The sequence below is a fragment of the Spiribacter salilacus genome (assembly GCF_009649225.1).
GTDB lineage: Bacteria > Pseudomonadota > Gammaproteobacteria > Nitrococcales > Nitrococcaceae > Spiribacter > Spiribacter salilacus.
In genome coordinates, this window is record NZ_WJPP01000001.1 from 579,217 (window position 1) to 600,794 (window position 21,578).

The 21,578-nt window shown below is 53.1% G+C and carries 24 protein-coding genes; 18 read left to right on the forward strand and 6 right to left on the reverse strand.

Annotation, left to right across the window (positions count from 1 at the left end):
• Positions 1-22 precede the first annotated feature (22 nt).
• Together GH984_RS02960 and GH984_RS02965 are read left to right on the forward strand one after the other, a co-directional pair.
• Complete coding sequence (locus tag GH984_RS02960) at positions 23-475, forward strand: hypothetical protein (protein WP_153718694.1); 453 nt, start codon at positions 23-25, stop codon at positions 473-475.
• Between the two features lie 113 nt (positions 476-588).
• The gene (locus tag GH984_RS02965) at positions 589-867 is read left to right on the forward strand and encodes a Nif11-like leader peptide family RiPP precursor (RefSeq protein ID WP_153718695.1); all 279 of its coding nucleotides are present in this window, start codon (positions 589-591) and stop codon (positions 865-867) included.
• Between the two features lie 22 nt (positions 868-889).
• Here GH984_RS02965 and GH984_RS02970 read toward each other — a convergent pair whose 3' ends face one another.
• Positions 890-3,028, reverse strand: a complete 2,139-nt coding sequence (locus tag GH984_RS02970) for an AAA family ATPase (RefSeq protein ID WP_172973149.1) — start codon at positions 3,026-3,028, stop codon at positions 890-892.
• Between the two features lie 67 nt (positions 3,029-3,095).
• Here GH984_RS02970 and GH984_RS02975 point away from each other — a divergent pair, with 67 nt between their 5' ends.
• Both GH984_RS02975 and GH984_RS02980 read left to right on the forward strand, forming a co-directional pair.
• Positions 3,096-3,677: a 3'-5' exonuclease gene (locus GH984_RS02975; RefSeq protein WP_153718697.1), complete on the forward strand. Its 582-nt coding sequence runs from the start codon at positions 3,096-3,098 to the stop codon at positions 3,675-3,677.
• Between the two features lie 66 nt (positions 3,678-3,743).
• Entirely contained in the window at positions 3,744-5,054 is a 1,311-nt protein-coding gene (locus GH984_RS02980; protein ID WP_253939084.1) for a linear amide C-N hydrolase, read from the forward strand.
• Positions 5,055-5,140: 86 nt separating this feature from the next.
• Here GH984_RS02980 and GH984_RS02985 read toward each other — a convergent pair whose 3' ends face one another.
• A complete protein-coding gene (locus GH984_RS02985) occupies positions 5,141-6,115 on the reverse strand; it encodes a LysR family transcriptional regulator (protein ID WP_153718698.1) in 975 nt (324 codons plus the stop codon).
• Between the two features lie 101 nt (positions 6,116-6,216).
• Between GH984_RS02985 and GH984_RS02990 the strand changes: the two genes are divergently transcribed.
• Positions 6,217-7,731: an NADP-dependent isocitrate dehydrogenase gene (locus GH984_RS02990; RefSeq protein WP_153718699.1), complete on the forward strand. Its 1,515-nt coding sequence runs from the start codon at positions 6,217-6,219 to the stop codon at positions 7,729-7,731.
• 4 nt (positions 7,732-7,735) lie between these two features.
• Here GH984_RS02990 and GH984_RS02995 read toward each other — a convergent pair whose 3' ends face one another.
• The 4 genes from GH984_RS02995 to GH984_RS03010 form a co-directional block, all read right to left on the reverse strand.
• Positions 7,736-8,029: an addiction module antidote protein gene (locus GH984_RS02995; protein ID WP_369691903.1), complete on the reverse strand. Its 294-nt coding sequence runs from the start codon at positions 8,027-8,029 to the stop codon at positions 7,736-7,738.
• Positions 8,030-8,114: 85 nt separating this feature from the next.
• Complete coding sequence (locus tag GH984_RS03000) at positions 8,115-8,327, reverse strand: type II toxin-antitoxin system RelE/ParE family toxin (protein ID WP_253939087.1); 213 nt, start codon at positions 8,325-8,327, stop codon at positions 8,115-8,117.
• 144 nt (positions 8,328-8,471) lie between these two features.
• Positions 8,472-9,467 (reverse strand): helix-turn-helix transcriptional regulator, encoded by a 996-nt coding sequence (locus tag GH984_RS03005; protein ID WP_153718700.1) that lies wholly within the window; start codon positions 9,465-9,467, stop codon positions 8,472-8,474.
• Between the two features lie 32 nt (positions 9,468-9,499).
• Positions 9,500-9,787 carry a HigA family addiction module antitoxin gene (locus GH984_RS03010; protein WP_153718701.1) on the reverse strand — a complete coding sequence of 96 codons (288 nt, stop codon included), beginning with the start codon at positions 9,785-9,787 and terminating at the stop codon, positions 9,500-9,502.
• 73 nt (positions 9,788-9,860) lie between these two features.
• Here GH984_RS03010 and GH984_RS03015 point away from each other — a divergent pair, with 73 nt between their 5' ends.
• The 13 genes from GH984_RS03015 (at position 9,861) to GH984_RS03075 (ending at position 21,558) form a co-directional block, all read left to right on the forward strand.
• Positions 9,861-10,577, forward strand: a complete 717-nt coding sequence (locus tag GH984_RS03015; RefSeq protein WP_153718702.1) for a class I SAM-dependent DNA methyltransferase — start codon at positions 9,861-9,863, stop codon at positions 10,575-10,577.
• Positions 10,525-11,196 carry a TenA family protein gene (locus tag GH984_RS03020; protein ID WP_153718703.1) on the forward strand — a complete coding sequence of 224 codons (672 nt, stop codon included), beginning with the start codon at positions 10,525-10,527 and terminating at the stop codon, positions 11,194-11,196. The genes GH984_RS03015 and GH984_RS03020 overlap by 53 nt, the downstream gene beginning before the upstream one ends.
• Before the next feature lie 17 nt (positions 11,197-11,213).
• Positions 11,214-12,380: an alpha-hydroxy acid oxidase gene (locus tag GH984_RS03025; protein WP_369691904.1), complete on the forward strand. Its 1,167-nt coding sequence runs from the start codon at positions 11,214-11,216 to the stop codon at positions 12,378-12,380.
• A gap of 78 nt (positions 12,381-12,458) precedes the next feature.
• Positions 12,459-12,698 carry a type II toxin-antitoxin system RelE/ParE family toxin gene (locus GH984_RS03030; protein ID WP_153718704.1) on the forward strand — a complete coding sequence of 80 codons (240 nt, stop codon included), beginning with the start codon at positions 12,459-12,461 and terminating at the stop codon, positions 12,696-12,698.
• Entirely contained in the window at positions 12,691-13,008 is a 318-nt protein-coding gene (locus GH984_RS03035) for a helix-turn-helix domain-containing protein (protein WP_153718705.1), read from the forward strand. Before GH984_RS03030 ends, GH984_RS03035 begins: the two co-directional genes overlap by 8 nt.
• 176 nt (positions 13,009-13,184) lie before the next feature.
• Positions 13,185-14,498: an omega-aminotransferase AptA gene (aptA, locus tag GH984_RS03040; RefSeq protein WP_153718706.1), complete on the forward strand. Its 1,314-nt coding sequence runs from the start codon at positions 13,185-13,187 to the stop codon at positions 14,496-14,498.
• 105 nt (positions 14,499-14,603) lie between these two features.
• Positions 14,604-15,716: an ABC transporter ATP-binding protein gene (locus GH984_RS03045; protein WP_153718707.1), complete on the forward strand. Its 1,113-nt coding sequence runs from the start codon at positions 14,604-14,606 to the stop codon at positions 15,714-15,716.
• A gap of 46 nt (positions 15,717-15,762) precedes the next feature.
• A complete protein-coding gene (locus GH984_RS03050; protein WP_153718708.1) occupies positions 15,763-16,869 on the forward strand; it encodes an ABC transporter substrate-binding protein in 1,107 nt (368 codons plus the stop codon).
• Between the two features lie 14 nt (positions 16,870-16,883).
• Positions 16,884-18,152, forward strand: coding sequence for an ABC transporter permease (locus tag GH984_RS03055; protein WP_153718709.1), 1,269 nt, complete (start codon positions 16,884-16,886; stop codon positions 18,150-18,152).
• Between the two features lie 16 nt (positions 18,153-18,168).
• Positions 18,169-19,020 (forward strand): ABC transporter permease, encoded by an 852-nt coding sequence (locus tag GH984_RS03060; protein WP_153718710.1) that lies wholly within the window; start codon positions 18,169-18,171, stop codon positions 19,018-19,020.
• 5 nt (positions 19,021-19,025) lie between these two features.
• Complete coding sequence (locus GH984_RS03065; protein WP_153718711.1) at positions 19,026-19,478, forward strand: methyltransferase family protein; 453 nt, start codon at positions 19,026-19,028, stop codon at positions 19,476-19,478.
• Positions 19,469-20,281: a YihY/virulence factor BrkB family protein gene (locus tag GH984_RS03070; protein WP_153718712.1), complete on the forward strand. Its 813-nt coding sequence runs from the start codon at positions 19,469-19,471 to the stop codon at positions 20,279-20,281. Before GH984_RS03065 ends, GH984_RS03070 begins: the two co-directional genes overlap by 10 nt.
• On the forward strand, positions 20,278-21,558 hold the full coding sequence (locus tag GH984_RS03075) for an amidohydrolase family protein (RefSeq protein WP_153718713.1): 1,281 nt from the start codon (positions 20,278-20,280) through the stop codon (positions 21,556-21,558). Before GH984_RS03070 ends, GH984_RS03075 begins: the two co-directional genes overlap by 4 nt.
• The last annotated feature ends 20 nt before the right edge of the window (positions 21,559-21,578 follow it).

Genomic DNA, 21,578 nt, shown 5'->3' on the forward strand with positions numbered 1-21,578 from the left:
GATACCAGTGGAGGCATCACGCGTGCAGTATCAAGCAAAGACCGCCAGCAAACCGCGGCAGTTTGTTGCGCTAATCGTTGCCCTATCTGGGCTGATATTGATTCTCCTTATCAGCGGCGAGCCGAGCGTGTTATCCATCGGTATTGGGCTGGGCTGGATTGTGGTTGTCGGGCTCAGCCAAATGGCGGTTGTGGTCTGGTCGGTCACACCGGATGCAGTGGTTGAGACAATTAGGCCACGCTTTCCCCGTCTGCCTTTCGGGCTCTACGGCACCCGCCGCGTCGCCATGGAAGCCATCAGCCGCTGGCATGTTCAACGTTCTGGTTTTGGCTCCGACCAGCGCGAGGTGATCGTGCTGCATATTACCGATCAACCGCCGCTGCGTATCCATACCCACCAGCGCCAGGCCGACCCTGTTTTTCTCGAACTGGTTGGCGAGATCGAAAAGCTTCTTGGCCCGATGCGCAGGGTCTGATCAATGATTGCCCGACTCCCGCACATACGGCTATAAAACATGGACGTGTAGTGATGTCGGCATCATCCGATCCAGTAACCTAGAGCTTCATCTACCTAAAAAGAGAGAAGGAAATGTCTAAGGAAAGTTTTAACGCGTTTATGGCTCAGGTTACCGATGATGCCAACCTCCAAGCCAAATTAGCCGCAGCCACCCAGAATGCCTCAGCCGCGGATGCCACCAAAGCGGTCATCGCAATAGCTAGCGAAGTCGGCCATGAAATTACCACTGACGATCTTACCGAACTCTCTGATGAAGCGTTGGATCAAGTAGCGGGTGGAGGCAATTGGTTCACAAAATTTTGGAACAATATAGGAAACTCCGACGTGGTCTTTGGGAAGCCTCAAATTTAAACTCAGTGATCTAACCTACTTACTACTCGTCTTTGGCCTTCAACTCCCACTCCGCCCGTAGGCGGTTTAAGAACTGCTCGGGCGACAGGGCTTCACCCAGCACCTTTTGTTGGCGCTGCACATTCGCTACATCGCCCAGCGTTAAGCCTTTCAGGTTATCCAAAAGCCGCATACTGGTCTCAGGCACGGCGGCCTGTGCATTGCCGAGCGCCTCTTGTGCAAACACCCGATAGCGCTGCTCAGTAGTTAGCGGCAAAAACTGAAGCTTAAGGTCAAAGCGCCGCATGGCGGCGGCGTCAAGGCCATCCATTAAATTAGTGGCTGCAATAAACACGCCAGGAAAGCGCTCCATCTGCTGCAGAAGCTCATTAACTTGCGTTTTCTCCCAACTATGCTCCGCATGCCGACGATCAATCAGAAAACTGTCTACTTCATCGAGCAAAATAACCGCACTGCCGGGGTCTGCATCCTCAAACAGATCCGCAAGGTTACGCTCTGTCACACCCACATAAGGGCTAATCACGGTGGACGCAGTTGCCACGATGAGCTCTCGATCCAATGCCTCGGCAAGGTACTCGGCAAACTGTGTTTTTCCGGTGCCTGGCTTGCCAAAAAGGCATAAACGCCCTTGCCCACTTTTGCGGATGCCTTCAACCACCGCACTCGGCGTGTTTGCCCCTTCCATATTGAGTAAACGCAAATCAATAGTGGTGTTCACGGTACGATTTCGTGGTGCAGCCTGCCGATGCATGGTGCGGCGCCAGTCGGCCAACGTGTCAATCACAAGCGCATTCACCTCTTCATCAGGGCATAGGCGCACAACCCGCCGCGCATTGCTGAGTGCCGCCGGATTAATCAGCACATCGGCAGCCACCTGGTCGATCAGCCAATCGGAAACGCCCGTCTGCGCAAGAATCCCTGCCGCCATGTCGCGGCGCACTGCCCGCGGCGGTGTACGAAACGCAATCGAAAGCAAAAAGCGCCGGCGTGCTGCTGGATCGAGGGAGTCTAGGTAATTTGTGATCCAAATGGTTGGCACCTGATTACACTCTAATACCCGGTTGAACCACCCCTTATCCTGGCTTGGCGCATACCCAGTTAAGCCCGACAGCATCAACTCATCCGTCCCTTGCAGGTCTTCAATTTCGTCAAAAATCAGCAATTTCGACTGCGACCCCTGTAGCAGGATTTGCGCCATTTGGTAGCCGCCTAACCGCCCCTCGCGGTTCAAAGGATTGCCATTGGCATCGCTTGTGCGCACGTTGTAAGCGGTATAGCCCATCGATGAGACGATCGCTTTCGCCAGCTCTGTTTTACCGGTACCGGCTGAGCCATAAAACAACGCGTTCACGCCGGCTTCCTGCATTTTAAGCGCCTGCTCAAAAACCTTACGCACACGATTTGCTTGATTCACCAAATGCGGGAAGGCATTCAACCCAACCTGCGCCGGCGTTAATTCCTCAACAAAAACGCCCAATAACTCAGCTTCATTGCGAGGTGAGTGTTCATTCGCTTGTTTGAGAACGACACCTGGCTGGAGAAAGTCCTCCAGATCCGCGTTTTCAGACATCTTTAATAAGGCCAACTGACGCAGCCGCCCTTCGGGCCGAAGCGCCGTGCGAACGGCATATGCAGAGGTTTCTAACAGCAGCGCGAGTCGCTCTGAATTAATTTGCGAGTTTTCCACTCCACCCTCTCTGCAAAGCATCCTGAGTGGTTTGGATGAGCAGAGTAAGTCAACAAACAGCAACAAGCGACGATCCACCTCATCGAGATCCAACACCTTACAAAAGAGATTGGGCACCTCATTAAATGGATCTTGCTGATCGACCAGCCGAATGTTTTCGAAGAGATTCTCGGGCATCGCCGCAAGGATCTGATCCCATTCTCGCTTATGCAGTTTATTCTCATCGTTAATGAGAAAATCCAGATCATGATCGTCAAGATCATCAGCAAGCTTGCTCAGATCAGCCTGCCCCTCGGGGTCAATGAGCGGCAGTAAGAGCGATTGCGCAGCGCGATTGGCGCTGGAGTAGATCGATAAACGTGCTTTTTCATCTAAGGTTGCTCGGCAGAAATTGAGCGCCAGCCGGGCAAGCCGCAGTTTTTTGGGGGAAACACTGCTAAGGTCTTTACGCCAATATTTTTGATACTCAGTCATAGCCACTCCCATTAAACTCAGCCGATCAGTAAAACACAGTGGTGTGACAGAGCATGTCGGAGGCTTGATGCAATTACTCAACCACCTGATCGTTTTAGACTTAGAAGCCACCTGCGACACCGATGGCAGGCTGCCAACCAATGAAATGGAAATCATCGAGATTGGGGCGGTAATGCTAGATGCCCGCTGCCAAATCGTGAGCGAGTTTCAGCAGTTCGTTAAACCGATTAAACATCCAGTACTGAGCGATTTTTGCCGCTCCCTCACCCATATTGGGCAGGCCGATGTGGACGCGGCAGCCCTCTTCCCAACGGTTGCAAAGCACCTTGCCGATTGGCAGGCGAGCTATACCGATACCGATTCATCCATTCCTTGGGCCAGCTGGGGGGCCTATGATCGGCGGCAAATTGATCAAGACTGTGCGTTACACGGCATCGATAGCCCGTTGGGTGAAGAGCACATCAATATCAAAAAGGCTTATCAACGCGTGTTTGGCGGTAGGCGCGTCTCATTAGGCGTAGCGCTCAGGCAACGAGGATTGCGCTTTCAAGGCCAACCGCATCGCGGTATTGATGATGCGCGCAATATCGCGCACCTTATTCAGCAGAATCCAGGCTTACGACCTTCCGCCTCACACAAAGCAATATAGTCGTCAACAGCCTAATGGTTGATCAGGTTATATTTTCAAAGGTCACAACAGTTTAGGCAGGAAAAAATGGCTAAAGGATTTGGCAGTGAAGATGCCGCACAGGAAGAAATCGAAAGTGCTGTTAATGACGCCGTTAGGCGAGCCAAGAGTGCCCTGCCGCAGGGCGTTAGTCTTGAGCTACAACCGCCGGGGCAGCAAAGACAGCCAACTGCGCTAAAAATAGGCGTAGCGCTCACCCAAAGAGGATTGGGCTTTCAAGGCCAACCGCATCGCGGTATTGTCTGGGCAGCAGCAAGGAGCATGATCTTGACGGCAACCACCCTCGCTAAAAAAACAACAATTGCCAGCATCTATTTTTTAGTGTGCTTGGCAATTGGGTTCAGTATCGAGGCTGCCGCCTGCACGCGCGTGGTTTACAAAGGACCTAATGACACAGTGATCACAGGTAGGACGATGGATTTTTCCATCGAGATACCGGCTAACCAGTGGATATTTCCGCGCGGCACAAAGCGCAGCGGTGAAGTTGGAAAAAACTCGATTGAGTGGGTGTCCAAGTATGGCAGCGTGGGTGTTAGCACTTGGGATATCGCTATCGCCGATGGAATGAACGAAAAAGGCCTCGTTACTAACCTGCTCTGGTTGGTGGAATCAGAATACCCAACTTTTGACAAACAGGGCGACACACCAGGTATGGCGATTTCGCTTTGGGCGCAGTATGTGCTGGATAATTTTGCAACGGTCGCCGAGGCCGTTAAGGCGTTGGGTCAAGAATCGTTTGCGGTGGTTTCCGACTTTATCCCCGGCACCGAGAAGTTCACCACCGTGCATCTATCAATCTCAGATGCCAGCGGCGATAGCGCCATTCTTGAATATATCGATGGCAGGCTCGTGATACACCATGACCCCGCCTACACGGTTATGACCAACAGCCCGCCCTTTGAAGAACAATTAGCCATCACAAAGTATTGGCAGAACATCCCAGGAAAAGCGTTTCTCCCAGGCTCCGTCACCGCGGCAGATCGTTTCGTTAGGGCGTCTTTTTTCTTAGATGCGATCCCGCAAACTGACGACACCAGAACCGCCGTTGCTAGCGTCTTTAGTGTCATTAGAAATGTCTCAGTCCCATACGGTTTTGAAATTGAGGGCTTCCCCAATCTCTCTACCACTCGGTGGCGCTCGTTAGCTGATCAAAAAGACCTCGTTTATTACTTTGAGACTGCTCTAACCCCTAATATCTTTTGGGTTGATCTTAAGAAAATCGACTTCAGCGAAGACGCCGGCACTCGAAAATTAGACCTATCTGACCACCAGACTTACACCGGCGAGGTGTCTGCTCAATTTGAACACGCCGAGCCAATGCGATTTCTAGGGTTATAATTGACTCATAAATGAGTCCAAAGTCGGAGCACTTCCGTTACCCGATAGCGGTTACTGCGTGCCTCAGTGGCAGTAATTACATTCATTCAATACTCCTTCGCGTTCGTCTTTTTAATATGCGCGGTTGGAAAGCCCCGCGCTTGCAGTAATTCTAGTAGCGATTCGTCAAGCTCAGGCCAGCGCTGCTTTAAAAAATCCAAATAGGCTTGCGCGGCTGGAGTGGTTTGTCGGGCGGTAGGCCTAACCGCGTACCACCACGTTGGCATGGGCACATCTGGCAGCTGCAATAGCGCTAATTGCCCGGCTTTTACCTCTGCGCTCACCGCATGCAAAGAAATCATTGCAATGCCATGCTCAGCCATCACGGCCTGTTTAATGGCCTCGTTACTACCGAGCTCCAGCGACGGCGCAAATTCAATGCCACGGCTCGCCAGCCATTGCCCAATCCAATAATGAGTACCCGAGCCCATTTCTCTTGAAACAAACCGCTGCTGCCCCAAATCCGATAATGGATGGTGTGGTTCTGTGAGCCAGGGATGACTGGGATGGGCGATAATAACCAGCGGATTTACTCCCACAGCCTCAATCAGCAACCCCTCCCGCTTGGGTGGCCGGGTCATCAGGTATAGATCGTCATCACCGCGATCAATACGCCCGAGTAGTTCATCGCGGGGTACAATTTTAAGCCGAATCTGCAAGCCGGGGTGCTCGTTTTGAAACGCACCAATCAGCCTTGGCAGAATCGATTCTGCGGTCGATACGGCGGCCACCTGCAGTCGCCCGCGCTCAATACCAGCCCGCGCGGCCAATCGCTGCTCTAACAAGCCCAACTCTTGGTGAATAGCTTGCGCTGCGGCGATGGTGTCGCGCCCAGCGCCGGTCAGCTCAACACGCCGCCCAACAATCTCGTACAGCGGCGCACCTAAATGATCGGCCAGCTTGCTCAATTGGATTGATAGCGTGGGTGGCGTTAGATGCAACCGATCAGCGGCCCGCACAATCGAGCCCTCTTCGGCCACAGTTTGCAAAATCTTGAGCTGGTTTAAGGTTGGTTTGAGCATGAAGTAGACTTTTATCTATTTTAAAGTAATTTAATTTAACTTTTATCAAATATACCACCTGCTTAAGCTAGTGCAAATTCACAGCTAAGCAGGGGCACACCATGTTAGATGACACCGTGATCAGCAAATTGCAGGCACCACAGCACACTCAACCCTTTAGCCAGAATAACCACCAACGGGTGAGCGTTGGGCTTGCACAGGGCGATGGCATTGGCCCTGAAATTACACAGGCAGTAGTGGATATTCTTAAAGCCGCCGATGCACCCATCGATTTCGTGCCGATCGCCATGGGCGAGCAAAGTTATTTGAGCGGCGCCACTTCAGGCATTGATGAGCAAGCGTGGGCCAAGCTTCGCCAACATCGCATCCTCTTAAAAGGCCCGATCACCACGCCTCAAGGGGGTGGTTATAAGAGTATTAACGTCACCTTAAGAAAGAGCTTGGGCCTATTTGCCAACATTCGCCCGTGTCAAAGCTGGGCGCCGTGGATTAAGACCCGCCATCCCGCCATGGATGTGCTCATCGTTCGTGAAAATGAGGAAGACACCTACGCGGGCATTGAGCACAGGCAAACCCAAGAGGTTACGCAGTGCCTAAAACTTATCTCACGCCCGGGCTGTGAGCGCCTGATTCGCTATGGTTTTGAGCTGGCGCAAGCGCAAGGCCGCAAAACCGTTCATTGCCTCACCAAAGACAACATCATGAAGCTAACCGACGGGCTTTTTCATAAAGTTTTTGACGAGGTTGCCGAAGATTATCCAAACATAGAAGCCAAGCATTTAATTATCGACATCGGCAGCGCGCTGCTAGCTGACCAACCCGAGCAGTTTGAGGTGATTATCGCACCCAATTTGTATGGCGATATTTTATCGGATGTGGCCGCGCAGCTTACCGGGTCAGTAGGTTTGGGGGGATCAGCGAATATCGGGCAAGACTTTGCAATGTTTGAGGCCGTTCACGGCTCAGCTCCGGATATTGCGGGATGCGACGTCGCTAACCCATCGGGCATGCTGTTTGCCGCATTACAAATGCTTCGCTACACGGGCGCGGCGGATGTTGCCGAGCGTATTCAAACCGCTTGGCAGGCCACCATGGCTGCCGGCCTCCACACCGCAGACATCTTTAGCACTGAGCAATCCAACCAAAAGCTGGGCACCCAGGCTTTTGCGCAAGCTGTGATTGAGCGTTTACCTGAAGCAACCACCAATACCAACATAAAAAGTGACTGGCCTGACCCAAAGGCACTCAAAACTAAGACACCCAAGGTGGCCGAGAAAAAACTGGTGGGTGTGGATGTGTTCATCGAGTACGACCAAGAGGATCGAAACCCTCAAGTTTTGGGTAAGCGAATTGAGGCGATTAGTGCGGCATCTGAGCTCAAGCTCAGCCTAATCACCAATCGTGGGGTGAAGGTGTACCCCCATGGCTTACAAGAGACCACCTGCACCGATCACTGGCGCTGCCGCTTTAAAGCAGCAGACAATCAACCACTGCGCCACAGCCAAATACTCAGCCTGCTCGCAGCTTTTGATGCAGCCAAACTTGACTTCATTAAAACCGAGCATCTTTACACCTTTAACGGTGAACCGGGTTTTTCGATGGGTCAGGGAGAGTAAGCGGTTAGGCAGCGGTCTCAAATCTGATTTGTAATCCCAACGCCTTTGCAATCTTCGTAACGGTTGCAAAGGCGGGATTACCATCACCTGAAAGCGCCTTATACAGACCCTCTCTGGACATACCGGTATCTCTCGCCAACTGACTCATGTTTTTTGCTCGTGCGATCACGGCGAGTGCATGCATTAAATAGGCTGGATCATCACTCGCCTCTGCAAGAACCGCATCTAGGTAGGCTTGAACATCGTCTTCATTTTCTAGGTATTTTGCTGAATCCCAGCGAGTTAAATTTACGGTCACTTTTGCACCTCAAGTAATAACTTCAATTCTTTCGCCTTCTCAATATCTTGACGTTGGGAGTCTTTATCTCCCCCGATCAAAAGAATCACAACAACCAAGGACTGCTGCGCACAGTAAACTCGCTAACCAGGCCCAAAAAAATACGTAACTCAAAAACACCATCGCCGACAGATACCGCATCACCAAAATGGCCCATTTCCAAACGGTCGATTCTTGCCTGAATCCTCGCCCGCCCCCGTCTATCACGGATTTTTTTGAACCATTTATCAAACTCTTCAGTCGTATACAGCTCTAGCATCTGCCAACTATAGTTAACAGATATCAAGGACTCAACACCGGCAACGTCACTAAGCGACGCAACCTGTCGCACACACCGCTTACATTGAAAATGCCATGGCACAGGGACGTGCCGGCGGCACAAGGATGTGTCATGGCACCAAATTTAGTGATACTGCCCCAGCGCTTGCGCAAGCCGCTCGATAATTTCAACGCGCAGCGCGGGGGGGCTGATTACTTCCACTTGATCGCCAAGCCCGAGTAACCACCAGCGGATTTGCAAAGTATCGGCCACGGTTGCCGTTAGGCGCATGCGCTGGTCTGCGGCTGGCTGCAGCACCTGATCTTTACTGAGGGGGCTTTCTTCTAAATGCACGGCAGTCTTTGCCGTGACGAGCAGCTCAAGTGTTAACGCCTGATCGCTTAGCTTGAAATCAAGCCGACCGCCACCCACATAATCCGCAAGCTCAAAGCCTGTGGGCCGCTTAACCGGGGTATCCAGCCGCTCCGCAGCTAAGAAGCGATGCATCGCCAAATGCACCACTTCCGCCTCATCATTGCGCTGGCATACCAAATAAACCACGCCGTCACGAAACACCACCCCTAATGGCGCGATCACATAGTCATTAACTTCGCCGTCATACCGGCGTTGATAGCGAGCTTTGAGCTGGCGGTCGTTAAACAAGCCATCGTAAACGCTGCGTAGCACCTGCGGGTCGATGGCTGGTGGAATCAACCGCTGCCCGCGTGTGATGGTGCAAATTTTATCCGGCCACGCACTAATTGGGCTGGCGCTATCGCTAAGTACTTGCTCTGCCTGACGAAAATACGGCTCAAGCGCACTCACGGTGGATGGGGCCATCAGCTGCTCACCCCAATGCTCCGCCAACTTAAACGCCAGCGCGGCTTGCGGCTCCATGCCTGGAATATCAATCACACCCGCTGACTGATCCCAACACCAGCCATGTGGTCGGCTGCGATCATCCAAAATCAATCCAAACACCCGGCCCGATAGGGTCAGAAGATCTCTCTGAATCGTACGCTGTGTTACCGCATAACCTTGATTGTCAAGATGCTCACCAAGCTCACGCACCGTGATTTTACGAGGATGGCGCGGTATCCGCCGCAGCATAATCAGCTGCCGAACTAACGTGTCTGTCATAAGCGAACGTCACCTTCCCTAGCTCAGTTGGTCTACGCAGCGACAAGCCTCTTAACCTTAAGCGCTTTACGATTTTGCTCAGCATGCCAGAGTTCATACTGCGATTGCTGATTAAGCCAACTCTCCGCAGAGGTATCAAATGCGATCGAGAGCCTCACCGCCATCTCTGGACTGATGCCCGCCTTGCCGTTCAAAACGGCACTAAGCGTTTTGCGGCTAACTCCCAACGCCTCTGCTGCCGCCGTTACCGACAAGCCCATTGGCTCAAGGCAAAGTTCACGTAAAACTTCACCGGGATGTGGGGGGTTATGCATCATCATCGTCAGCACCTCTACAACACTAATTTATAGGCTACCCTATTCTCTTCTGACATATAAAACGGAGTGACCACCGATGACCGAATCAACGGGCTTTGAGCTTTTTGCTAACGATTACGATGTCTGGTTTGCTGATAATCAGCCGTTATTAGAAAGTGAAGTCCGACTGCTGGCGCATATTTGGCCCAACCCGCATCCGGCACGCGTGCTGTCGGTTGGATGCGGCACTGGGCTTTTTGAAGCGGTGCTCAAGCGCGATTTTGATATCGAAGTAACCGATGGCGTTGAGCCTGCTGAGGGCATGGCAGAAATTGCCAAAAGCCGCGGCATGGAGGTAAGTATCAGCACCGCGGAGAACGCCGATTTTGGAGACCAAACCTTTGATATGCTCATGTTTAATGGGTCTACCTCGTATGTCAAAGCGATGGCGCCCGTTTTTAAACGCGCGCACGATGCCCTTAAACCCGGTGGATTTATTCTGGTTATCGATGTGCCGCGCGAAAGCAGTTTTGGCATTCTCTATTGCCTTGCCGCACAGCTGGGCACATGGGATCACCCGCTCATGCAAGGCGTAGCACCGCAAAGCCCCTACCCCATGCCCTTCGTAAAATCCGCAAACTGGTGGACCACCGCGGAACGCGTGGCCGCACTGGAGTCTGCCGGGTTTTCGATTGTTAAGACCGCTCAAACGCTAACCACCCACCCCGTGCGCGCCGGCGAAATTGCCGAGCAGCCGCGCGATGGCCATGAAGCAGGTGATTATGTTGCCATCCTCGCTCGCCGCGCAGATTAAGGCCGACAATGCCGCACTGTTTTCAGCAGCCCTGCACCACCCATTTGTGCAGGGTATTGGGGATGGCAGTCTGCCAAAGGCGCAATTCACACGCTGGATTGTTCAAGACTGGCTCTATTTGCAGTCTTATCTGCAAACGCTGGCGCAGGCCAGCCAGATCGCCCCTGATGCATCTGCCCGCGCGTTCTGGCAAGAGCTCTTTCGCCTAACGCAGGAAGAAGAGCTCGACCTGCACCGCGGCCTGGCGGCTAAATTTGGGCTAAATCCGGCTGATCTGGATCAGGCCAGCCCCTTTTCGGGCACGGTTGCTTATGTGCAAACTCTGCAAGCGACCTGGGGAAATTACCCGGCAATAGTCGCCACATTAACCCCATGCGCGGTAGGATATGCACAAATTGCGCAAAGCCTTCATGCCAACAATTGCTGCACTGACCCCGATTATCGAGCTTGGATCGATACTTATCGGGATCCGGCATTTCAAGATGCCGTACTGCAGTTTGAAGCAGAGATTGATCGCTGCGGGCAGAGCGAACAAGACCGAACCATTATTCAGCGCGCATACACAAAAGCAGCCCAGTGCGAAGTCGATTTTTGGCAGAGCCTGTGGCTTGGTAAATAAACGAGGAGGACCCCCACGTGGCGGTAATTACCTGTATTGATGACTTGAAAAAAATCTATCACCGCCGGGTGCCAAAGATGTTCTACGACTACTGCGAAACGGGCAGCTGGTCTGAACAAACCTTTCAAGAAAATACCAGCGATTTTAACGACTTGTATTTCCGCCAGCGCGTGGCGATTGACATGACCAACCGCACCACCGCCACCAAAATGCTGGGCCAAGACGTCAGCATGCCGGTTGCCCTTGCCCCCGTTGGCCTAACCGGTATGCAGCATGCCGATGGCGAAATTCATGCCGCCCGTGCCGCAGAAAAGTTTGGCGTGCCTTTCACGCTCTCCACCCTATCAATATGCTCGATTGAAGATGTGGCAGCGGCCACCACCAAGCCGTTTTGGTTTCAGGTGTACACCTTAACGGATGATGACTTTATGCAGCGCCTCATGGATCGCGCCCGTAAAGCCAACTGTTCGGCAATCGTCATCACGCTTGATCTGCAGGTACAAGGTCAGCGCCACAAAGACCTAAAAAACGGCCTCAGCGCGCCACCCAAGCTGACCGTGCGCTCTATTGCAGACATGATGACCAAAGTTCGCTGGGGTCTTGGCATGCTGCAAACCAAGCGCCGCACCTTTGGCAACGTGGTAGGCCATGCCAAGGGCGTTACCAACCCCAGCTCGCTGTCGTCATGGACTGCTGAGGCCTTTGACCATGCGCTTGATTGGAACCGCGTTAAAGAACTCATGGATATGTGGGGCGGCAAAGTGGTTCTTAAGGGCATTATGGACCCTGAAGATGCCCGCCGCGCAGCAGAGCTTGGCGCCGATGCCATTGTGGTGTCTAACCACGGCGGCCGCCAGCTCGACGGCACCCTGAGTTCCATCCGCATGCTGCCCGCCATCCTCGATGAGGTGGGCGATAAAATGGAAGTCTACTTCGATAGCGGCATCCGCTCTGGCCAAGACATCCTCAAGGCGCTGGCCCTGGGCGCAAATGGCGTGATGATCGGCCGCTCCTGGGTTTATGGCCTTGGCGCCATGGGCGAGGCCGGCGTAACCAAAGCCCTTGAAGTACTGCACAAGGAAATGGACACCACCATGGCGCTGTGCGGCCATCGCGACATTAACGAAGTAGACCGCAAGATTTTACATATACCAAAGAACTTTGCGGGAGATTTTGAGAGCTGAGCAGGCACAAAGCGCCCAAGCCCTTTGCAATTTACAACGGCTTTGTTTTTATACGGGAATCCCGTATACTATAGGCTCATGCGCACTGTGATCGAAACCCCAACATTCCAGAAACAGGCTGGAAATGTTATTCCTGGCGCTGACGGGGCGCGCAAAGTGCGCTGGAGCCGCGCCGGCTCGGGCAAGTCCGGCGGCGCTCGCGTGATCTACTTCAATCTAACTGAAGAGGAAGTCGTGATGCTCGTGGCCGTGTACGCCAAAGCCGACCGAAGCAACATGAATCCCTCTGAAATCACAAAGGTGATACGACATGGGTAAGATTATTGATATTGAAGCCGTAGCCAAAGCCATCGAAACTGATGCTGGTGAAAAGCTGCCAGATTTGCGTCAGGCGCTCAAAGAAGCGCAACAGGGTACGGGGCGCGTGACCACCCCCGATCAAATACTGGTGCGTTTAGCGCGGGAAAAATCTGGTCTAACCCAAGCCGCGTTTGCCGAGCGGATCGCCACGCCCGTCGCGACGCTCCGCGATTGGGAACAGGGCCGATTTTCACCGCCTGGCGCCGTGGTCTGCCTGCTGCACCTGATCGTCAAGCATCCCAATCTGACACATGAACTGTCCGCCTGAACGACTACGCGACCACGCCAATGAATCAACCACTAATCAGCATGTGCTCCGAAGGGCACAAAATTCCACTTATCGACTCGATCATTTTTCGGGGGGATTTGCGACTCCTCACACTCTCATCGCAAATATGCTTTACTAGCCCAAAGCCTCATCAGGTCACTTAAGGGCAAAACAGCATGCTCACAAATTCACAACTTCAAGCCCAGTGGATGCCCTTTACCGGCAACCGGCAATTCAAACAAGACCCGCGCATTATCGTAGGGGCTGAGGGCTGCTATTTACACAGCGATGATGGGCGCAAGATTCTGGATAGCCTCTCGGGCCTGTGGTGCTGTAGCTTTGGCCATGGTCGGCCAGAAATTGCAGAGGCCATCGCCAAGCAAGCCAAAACACTGGACTATGCCCCCCAGTTTCAGTTTGGGCACCCGGGGGCGTTTCAACTGGCTGAGCGCGTGCGAGATCTCACACCCGCTGGGCTTGATCATGTGTTCTTCACCAATTCCGGCTCAGAGTCAGCCGATACCGCCATCAAAATGGCACGCGCGTACTGGCGGCTCAAAGGCGAGCCTGCCAAAACACGGTTGATTGGCCGCGTAAAGGGCTATCACGGCGTGAATGTGGGTGGCACCAGTGTTGGCGGCATTACGCCAAACCGGAAAATGTTTGGCCCAATGATGGAGGCCGATCACCTCTCTGCCACCCTTTTGCCAGAAAACCGATTTAGCCGCGGATTGCCACCCCATGGGTTGCATCTGGCCGATCAACTCGAAGAGCGTATTGCGCTGCATGATCCCAGCACCATTGCCGCAGTGATTGTTGAGCCCATGTCGGGATCTGCCGGAGTAATAGTACCTCCTGAAGGGTATCTGCAGCGATTACGCGCAATCTGCGATCAGCACAATATTTTACTGATCTTTGATGAAGTGCTCACTGGGTTTGGGCGCACGGGTGCGGATTTTGGCGCCACGTTATTTAACGTTCAGCCCGACATCATGACCTTGGCCAAAAACATTACCAACGGCGCTGTGCCAATGGGGGCCGTTGTGGCCTCAAGCGAGGTTTATGAAGCGTTTATGCACGGCGATACGCCTGCATATATTCCCGAATTTGCGCATGGTTATACCTATTCAGGGCACCCGCTGGCATGTGCTGCGGGGCTAGCGGCAATGGATGTGTTTGAAAAAGACAAAATGGCTGATCGAGCGGCCGCGATGGCGCCCTATTTTGAAGAGCAAGTGCATCGACTGGCTGATTTGAAGCACGTTGTTGACATTCGAAATTTAGGAATGGCGGCAGCCATTCAGTTAGCACCGCATCCAAAAGAGGCTGCGCGGCGGCCTTGGGAAATTGCCATGCGATGCTGGAAAAAAGGCCTCTATGTGCGCTTTACGGCCGATAGTTTGCAGCTCGGCCCACCCTTTATTATCGAGCGTGATCAAGTAGATACGATCTGCTCCATCCTCGAGGAAACAATCCCAGAGGTTGACTAGCTCTCCGGGCCCTTTTGCTGCGCCGCAACATAATTGACGGTTGCATTCAGTCACAAAATGGTAAAGGTTAATACTGTCTATTGGGGATAACGGGGCAATTAGCGAATGGATTCTACGGCAGGAGACGACACTGCCTTTGTGCGATTTGAAAATGTTCAAAAAAGCTACGACGGCGAGGCACTGGTTGTAAAAAACCTTAACCTCGACATCGCACAAGGTGAGTTTCTAACAATGCTTGGCCCTTCCGGCTCAGGCAAAACAACCTGCCTCATGATGCTGGCAGGGTTTGAAACCGCCACTCACGGCAACATTTTTTTAGATGGCGAAAAGATTGATAACACGGCCCCGCATAAACGCGGCATTGGGATGGTCTTTCAGAATTACGCCCTCTTCCCCCACATGTCCGTTGCCGAAAATCTCGCCTTTCCTCTCGAAGTTCGCAAAATCAACCGTTCAGAAATAAAAAGTCGCGTTCAGCGGGTGCTCGATATGGTCGAGCTCGGTGATTTGGGCGACCGAATGCCAGCACAGCTCTCCGGCGGGCAGCAACAGCGCGTGGCCGTTGCCAGAGCGTTGGTGTTTGAACCTAGCCTTGTGCTGATGGACGAGCCGCTGGGCGCGCTCGATAAAAATCTGCGTGAGCAAATGCAGTATGAGATTAAACATATCCATGAGCAGCTCGGCGTGACGGTGGTTTACGTGACCCACGATCAGTCAGAAGCGCTCACGATGTCTAACCGCATTGCGGTGTTTGAAGATGGTGTTGTTCAACAGCTGGCTTCACCCACCGAACTCTATGAACATCCAAAAAATGCCTTTGTGGCCGCATTTATTGGTGAAAATAATAAGTTAATCGGCACGGTCACAGAGGCCAACAACGGCACCTGTACCGTGCAGTTAGACAATGGTGATGTCATCAAAGCAAGCGCCGTCAATATTGACGGGGTAGGTAGCAAAACCACGCTATCCCTACGCCCAGAGCGTGTGATGGTCATTCCCGAAAAAGATATGCCTGACCACATGGAAAACGTGTTTGAGGCAGAGGTCCTTGAGCTTATATACCTTGGCGATCACATCAGAACACGCGTTCGCGTGTGTGGCGATGATGAATTTATCGTCAAAGTTCCGAATACCGGCGCAGGTCATCACCTCGCAAAAGGCCGGCGCATCGATGTGGGGTGGTCAGTTGCAGACTGCCATGCCCTCGATGCTTCATGAACACTCAACCCACAACGAGTGAAATCCATAGATAGGAGCAAGGAAGATGAAGACAAGAACAATGACAGCCCTTGGCGCTGCAGCAGCAATTATGGCTGTAGGCGGTGTCGTTAAAGCTGATGATCCGGTCAATATGACTGTTGTCTCTTGGGGTGGTGCGTACACTGAAAGTCAGCAGCGCGCCTACCATGACCCGTATATGGAGGCAAATCCTCATGTCACCATCATTAACGATGATGGCTCCGCCAACGCATTAGCGGGCCTACGCGCTCAGGCGCAAGCCGGCAATGTAACTTGGGACTTGGTTGACATGCTGCCATCCGATGCGCAGCTTGCCTGTGACGAAGGCATCATCATGCCAATTGATCATGATGCCATGCTCGCACCCGCGCCAGACGGCACCCCAGCCAGCGAAGATTTCCTGCCGGGCAGCTTGGGCGAATGCTTTATTCCCCAGATCGTGTACTCAACGGTGCTCACGGTTAATCATGAGCAGTTCCCAGATGACAAGCAGCCCACCACGATCGAACATTTGTTTGACGTAGAGAACTATCCAGGCCGTCGTGCCCTGCAGGATCGCCCTGGCACAAACCTAGAATGGGCTCTGTACGCTGATGGTGTGCCAATCGAAGACATCTACGACGTGCTGGCCACGCCAGAGGGTGTTGATCGTGCGTTTGCCAAACTCGACACCATTAAAGAACATATTGTGTTCTGGACGGAAGGCGCACAAGCACCTCAGCTGCTCGCAGACGGTGAAGTCGCATTCGCAACCGGCTACAACGGTCGTATGTTTGCTGCCTCTGAGGTAGAAGGCCAGCCATTTGACATTATTTGGGATGGCCAAATTGTTGAGTGGGACGGCTGGGTTGTACCCGCTGATGGCGAAAACGTCGATCAGGTGATGGACTACTTGTACTTTGCCACCGATACGCAGCGTCTGGCCGATCAGGCTAAGTACATTTCGTACGGCCCTGCTCGCGCCTCTTCGGCACCCTTGGTGTCAACTCACGCTGATTTAGGGATTGAGATGGGCCCACATATGCCCACCAATCCTGACAACTACTATGCGCCAATCGTCCTGAATAACGACTTCTGGGCGGACTATGGTGATGAGTTGCGTGAGCGTTTTGCTAACTGGATGCTGCAGTAAGCAATTAACGACGTATGGATGATCAAACAACATCATCCGGCCTAGTAACGGCCGACGGGCAACCGCTAAAGCGCAGTCTTCAGCGGGCAGAGCGGACGCGTAAGCTAACCGCTCTGGCGCTCGTCGGGCCGTTACTGGCCTTTTTATTAGTGATTTTTATTTTCCCGATTGGCCAAATGATGTGGCGAAGCGTGGATAACCCGCAAATCGTCAATGCCATTCCGCGCACTTTAGAGGCGCTGCAGGAGTGGGATGGCGAAGGCCTGCCTGATGAACCCGTCTATGCTGCGCTAGCCGAAGATATGCGCGCAGATGCTGAGCTGCCGCGCCGCGAACAGTGGATGGGCCGCATGGGTGTGCGCCTGAACTACGAACTTAGTGGCGCCCGCGGTGCAATTGCACGCACCAGCCGTGCGGTTGACGAATTTGAGCCACCCTTTAAAGAAGCGTTTCTAGATGCCCATCGCAACTGGGGCAACCCAGAGCTTTGGCAAATTCTTGAGCGAGAGGGCAGACCCCTAACCGCCTCGTATTACGTGGCTGCACTCGACCGTGAATATGACAGCGAAGGCAAAATTGTGCTTCGTGACGAAAATCGACGCATCTACGTCAGCCTGTTTGGCAGAACCTTAGCGCTATCCGGCATCATTTTGTTTTTGACCTTTGCGCTGGGCTTTCCTATTGCGTTTTATATGTCCACGCTGCCAATGCGCTATGCAAATCTGTTAATGATTTGCGTGCTACTGCCCTTTTGGACGTCTTTGCTTGTGCGCACCACCTCTTGGATTGTGCTGCTGCAGCAGCAAGGCGTGATTAACAATGCGGCGGTTGCCATGAATTTCATTAGCGATGATCAGCGCTACTCGTTGATGTACAACATGCAGGGCACAATCATCGCCATGACGCACATACTGCTGCCCTTTATGGTGCTGCCCCTTTATTCGGTCATGAAAAACATTCCGCCCTCTTATATGAGAGCGGCTAAAAGCCTTGGCGCAAAACCCTGGACTGCGTTTCGGCGGGTTTATTTCCCGCTGACGCTGCCTGGCATTGGGGCTGGAGGTGTGCTGGTTTTTATCATCTCGATTGGCTATTACATTACACCCGCCCTGGTTGGCGGGCAGTCTGGGCGCATGATTTCAAATGAAATTGCTCGGCATATGCAGCAATCGCTGAACTGGGGGCTAGCAGCCGCGCTTGGCAGCATGCTGCTGGTGGGCGTACTCATTCTTTATTGGGCGTACAACCGTTTGGTTGGTGCTGACAGTCTAAAGCTAGGTTGAGGGAGTAAAGCACGCCATGGCACTGCCAAGTTACGCCTCACCATTCGAACGATTTTGGTATTACGCCTTTCGAGTGATTTGCGCGCTAATCTTTTTCTTTTTGATGGCGCCCATCCTGATCATGATACCGCTGAGCTTTAACGCTGAGCCCTACTTTACGTTTAGCCAGAAGATGCTCACGCTCAATCCTGAGGGTTACTCGCTACGCTGGTATGCGGAATTATTTAGCTCGGATAGCTGGATGCGCTCAATTAGAAACTCATTTTTGATTGGCATTGCTTCTACCGTATTAGCCACCACACTGGGCACGCTAGCGGCTCTAGGCTTAAGCCGGGCCCACATGCCGTTTAAAGGCCTGATCATGGGCATCTTAATCTCGCCAATGGTGGTACCGCTGATTATTTCCGCCGCGGGTATGTTCTTTTTCTTCTCATCGATCAACTTAGCGCAAACCTTCCTAGGCGTTGTGCTTGCTCACACTGCGCTCGGCACGCCTTTTGTGGTAATCACCGTTACCGCCACGCTTGTGGGCTTTGATCACACACTAACGCGTGCAGCAGCAGGGCTTGGGGCACCGCCCACCACGGTTTTCCGGCGAGTCACGATGCCGCTCATCCTGCCCGGGGTTATCTCTGGTGCACTATTCGCCTTTATCACGTCGTTTGATGAAATCGTGATTGTGTTGTTTATTGCCGGCGTTGAACAACGCACCATTCCACGCGAAATGTGGTCTGGCATCCGCGAGCAAATTAGCCCCACCATTCTAGCGGCGGCCACCATTTTGGTGATGATTTCTGTTGCCCTGCTCACCGTGGTTGAGCTGCTGCGCCGTCGCTCAGAACGGCTGCGAGGTATCGCGCCGCGTTGAGTGGCATGAAAACAAAACTTCCACCGCCCTTAGTACTTCTTATTGCCGGCGGTATTGCTTGGGTGATTGATTGGCTGCTGCCGAGCTGGCGGCTGCCGATTGAAGGCATGCATACGCTTGCGGGAATGTTGACAGGGGCCGCGCTCACACTCATGTTTGCTGCCGCCTGGTGGATTATTCGCCACCACACCACGCTTAACCCAATGCACCCCGAAAAGGCCAGCCACTTAATCACCAGTGGCCCTTTTCGGCGCAGCCGCAATCCAATTTACCTAGCCGATGCACTGCTACTGGCAGCTTGGTTGGTTTGGCTGGCCAACATCGTGAGTGTTGTGTTGTTGCCAGCCTTCGTTATCTATCTTAATTACTTTCAGATTCGGCCTGAGGAGCAAGCATTAGCGGTTAAGTTTGGCGAAGATTACCGTGCCTACTGCAGACGGGTGAGACGATGGGTCTAAGTGCGCCACTTCGGGTGATTAAGGGCGCAGTCAAAATTTGGATTACGGGTAATGTATTTGCCAATGCCGCGGCACTGGCTTTTTATACGCTCTTCTCGCTAGCACCGATTATGATTTTTGCCGTGACCGCCACGGGCATTGTGCTGGGCCCCGAGGCGGCTGCCGGGCGGATTATCGGTCAGCTTGAGGGGCTGATTGGTCCTGAGCCTGCGCAGGTAGTTGAGCAAGTGATTGCCAGCACGCAAATCACACAAACCGGTTGGCTGCCTACTGTGGCCGGCATTTTTGCCATGCTCGTCGGCGCCTCCGCAGTCTTTGTTCAGCTACAGCGAGCTTTAAATGGCATCTGGGATGTTACCGAGCCACGGCATAGCAATAACCTGATCACACTCGCCATTAATCGACTGCTCTCCTTGGTGATTGCGCTGGTGTTTGCGTTGATCATCATGGCATCGCTGCTAATGACTGTTGTCTTAAGGGCGACTGATTTTTCTTTGATTGCCGGGCTTGAAACAGGCTTAAGCTTAGCGCTGATGACATTGCTATTTGCACTGGTATTTCGGATTTTGCCGAATGTTTCTCTGCGGTGGCGCGATGTGTTGCCGGGCGCAATCATTACTGCATTTTTATTCTTAATTGGCCGGCACTTAATTGCTCAATATTTGACACTCACGGCCCCTGCTTCTGCTTATGGTGCCGCCGGCTCTCTCGTATTATTGTTGGTGTGGATTTATGCCTCGGCACTAATCCTGCTTTTTGGTGCCGCAATCACGCGCGCCATGCCGCATGGAGAGAGCCCATGACACCGCTTGCCATTTTAAACGCCGATTGGATTATTAACCCCGGCGCCGATAGCCCCGCACTCCAAAACGCCAGCCTGATCGTTAAAGACGGATGGATTGAGGCGATGGGGCCCGCCCATGAGCTGTCCACGGATGGCTGCGAGCTAATTGATGCCAGCGGCATGGTGTTAATACCGGGGCTCATTAATACCCACGGGCACTTTTTACAAACACTGACGCGCGCATTACCCGCTGCCCAAAACGCAGGAGTTATTGAATGGCAACGCCTGCACGACCCGTTATGGCAAAAAGTCACACCAGAAGCGCTACAAAGCGCCACGCGCATTGCCGCGGCTGAGTTGTTGCTTAGCGGCTGCACGACCAGCATGGATCATAACTATCTCTGGCCAAATGGCTGTCGCGTTGATGATCAGGTTGAGGTGATGCAGAGCATGGGCATGCGTTTTCATGTTGCCTGCGATCAGGATGAGCGTGTGATTGAGCAATTTCATGATCCTCGCCCTGGCAGTATGTTGCAGGTAATACTTGCTCCTTGCTCGCCCTACTCCGTTTCGGCTGAGTCCATGCGCAACACAGCCGCATTGGCCCGCCAACATGACCTGCGCCTGCATACCCATCTGGCAGAAAGCCAGCATGAGATTGACTGGTGCCGAGAAAACCTTGGCGAAACCCCAGTAAGCTACGTGGAATCTCTGGGGTGGTTAGCCGACGATGTGTGGTTTGCCCATGGCGTGTACTTATCCAACAGCGATATCGTGCGGCTTAGCGTTAATGGCTGCGGCATTACCCATTGCCCTTGCTCGAATATGCGTCTTGGCAATGGCATTGCCCCCGTGCAATCGCTGCGTGGCCATGGCATTCCAGTGGGCTTAGGGGTTGATGGTGCGGCCTCTAATGACACAGCCAACTTACTGGGCGAAGTGCGCCAAGCACTACTCCTACAACGGGTAACCCATGGGGCAAGCGCACTGACCGCCGAGCAGGCATTAAGCATGGCAACCCGTGAAGGCGCCGCATTATTGGGCCGCAGCGACATTGGCGAGCTGGCAGTCGGCAAAGCCGCAGACATCGTCGGCTACCGGCTTGACCGCTTAGAACTGGCGGGTGCCGCCGTGCATGACCCGCTTGGCGCCCTTGTGTTTTGTGCGCCGGCGCGGGCAGATTGGGTGATGGTCAACGGCAAGACATTAGTTAAAAACGCCACGCTGCTCGAGCATGACCTAGCAGAGCACATTGCCAAACATAACGCGCTGGCATCGGCATTAAGTCAGCCGTGATAAAATTGCGGTATTAAACC

Excerpts from the sequence above, each read along its gene's own strand:
- GH984_RS02965 (WP_153718695.1), top strand. The coding sequence starts at position 589 with ATGTCTAAGGAAAGTTTTAACGCGTTTATGGCTCAGGTTACCGATGAT.
- GH984_RS02970 (WP_172973149.1), bottom strand. The coding sequence starts at position 3,028 with ATGACTGAGTATCAAAAATATTGGCGTAAAGACCTTAGCAGTGTTTCC.
- GH984_RS02975 (WP_153718697.1), top strand. The coding sequence starts at position 3,096 with ATGCAATTACTCAACCACCTGATCGTTTTAGACTTAGAAGCCACCTGC.
- GH984_RS02980 (WP_253939084.1), top strand. The coding sequence starts at position 3,744 with ATGGCTAAAGGATTTGGCAGTGAAGATGCCGCACAGGAAGAAATCGAA.
- GH984_RS02985 (WP_153718698.1), bottom strand. The coding sequence starts at position 6,115 with ATGCTCAAACCAACCTTAAACCAGCTCAAGATTTTGCAAACTGTGGCC.
- GH984_RS02990 (WP_153718699.1), top strand. The coding sequence starts at position 6,217 with ATGTTAGATGACACCGTGATCAGCAAATTGCAGGCACCACAGCACACT.
- GH984_RS03000 (WP_253939087.1), bottom strand. The coding sequence starts at position 8,327 with ATGCTAGAGCTGTATACGACTGAAGAGTTTGATAAATGGTTCAAAAAA.
- GH984_RS03005 (WP_153718700.1), bottom strand. The coding sequence starts at position 9,467 with ATGACAGACACGTTAGTTCGGCAGCTGATTATGCTGCGGCGGATACCG.
- GH984_RS03010 (WP_153718701.1), bottom strand. The coding sequence starts at position 9,787 with ATGATGATGCATAACCCCCCACATCCCGGTGAAGTTTTACGTGAACTT.
- GH984_RS03015 (WP_153718702.1), top strand. The coding sequence starts at position 9,861 with ATGACCGAATCAACGGGCTTTGAGCTTTTTGCTAACGATTACGATGTC.
- GH984_RS03020 (WP_153718703.1), top strand. The coding sequence starts at position 10,525 with ATGGCCATGAAGCAGGTGATTATGTTGCCATCCTCGCTCGCCGCGCAG.
- GH984_RS03030 (WP_153718704.1), top strand. The coding sequence starts at position 12,459 with ATGCGCACTGTGATCGAAACCCCAACATTCCAGAAACAGGCTGGAAAT.
- GH984_RS03035 (WP_153718705.1), top strand. The coding sequence starts at position 12,691 with ATGGGTAAGATTATTGATATTGAAGCCGTAGCCAAAGCCATCGAAACT.
- aptA (WP_153718706.1), top strand. The coding sequence starts at position 13,185 with ATGCTCACAAATTCACAACTTCAAGCCCAGTGGATGCCCTTTACCGGC.
- GH984_RS03045 (WP_153718707.1), top strand. The coding sequence starts at position 14,604 with ATGGATTCTACGGCAGGAGACGACACTGCCTTTGTGCGATTTGAAAAT.
- GH984_RS03050 (WP_153718708.1), top strand. The coding sequence starts at position 15,763 with ATGAAGACAAGAACAATGACAGCCCTTGGCGCTGCAGCAGCAATTATG.
- GH984_RS03055 (WP_153718709.1), top strand. The coding sequence starts at position 16,884 with ATGGATGATCAAACAACATCATCCGGCCTAGTAACGGCCGACGGGCAA.
- GH984_RS03060 (WP_153718710.1), top strand. The coding sequence starts at position 18,169 with ATGGCACTGCCAAGTTACGCCTCACCATTCGAACGATTTTGGTATTAC.
- GH984_RS03065 (WP_153718711.1), top strand. The coding sequence starts at position 19,026 with ATGAAAACAAAACTTCCACCGCCCTTAGTACTTCTTATTGCCGGCGGT.
- GH984_RS03070 (WP_153718712.1), top strand. The coding sequence starts at position 19,469 with ATGGGTCTAAGTGCGCCACTTCGGGTGATTAAGGGCGCAGTCAAAATT.
- GH984_RS03075 (WP_153718713.1), top strand. The coding sequence starts at position 20,278 with ATGACACCGCTTGCCATTTTAAACGCCGATTGGATTATTAACCCCGGC.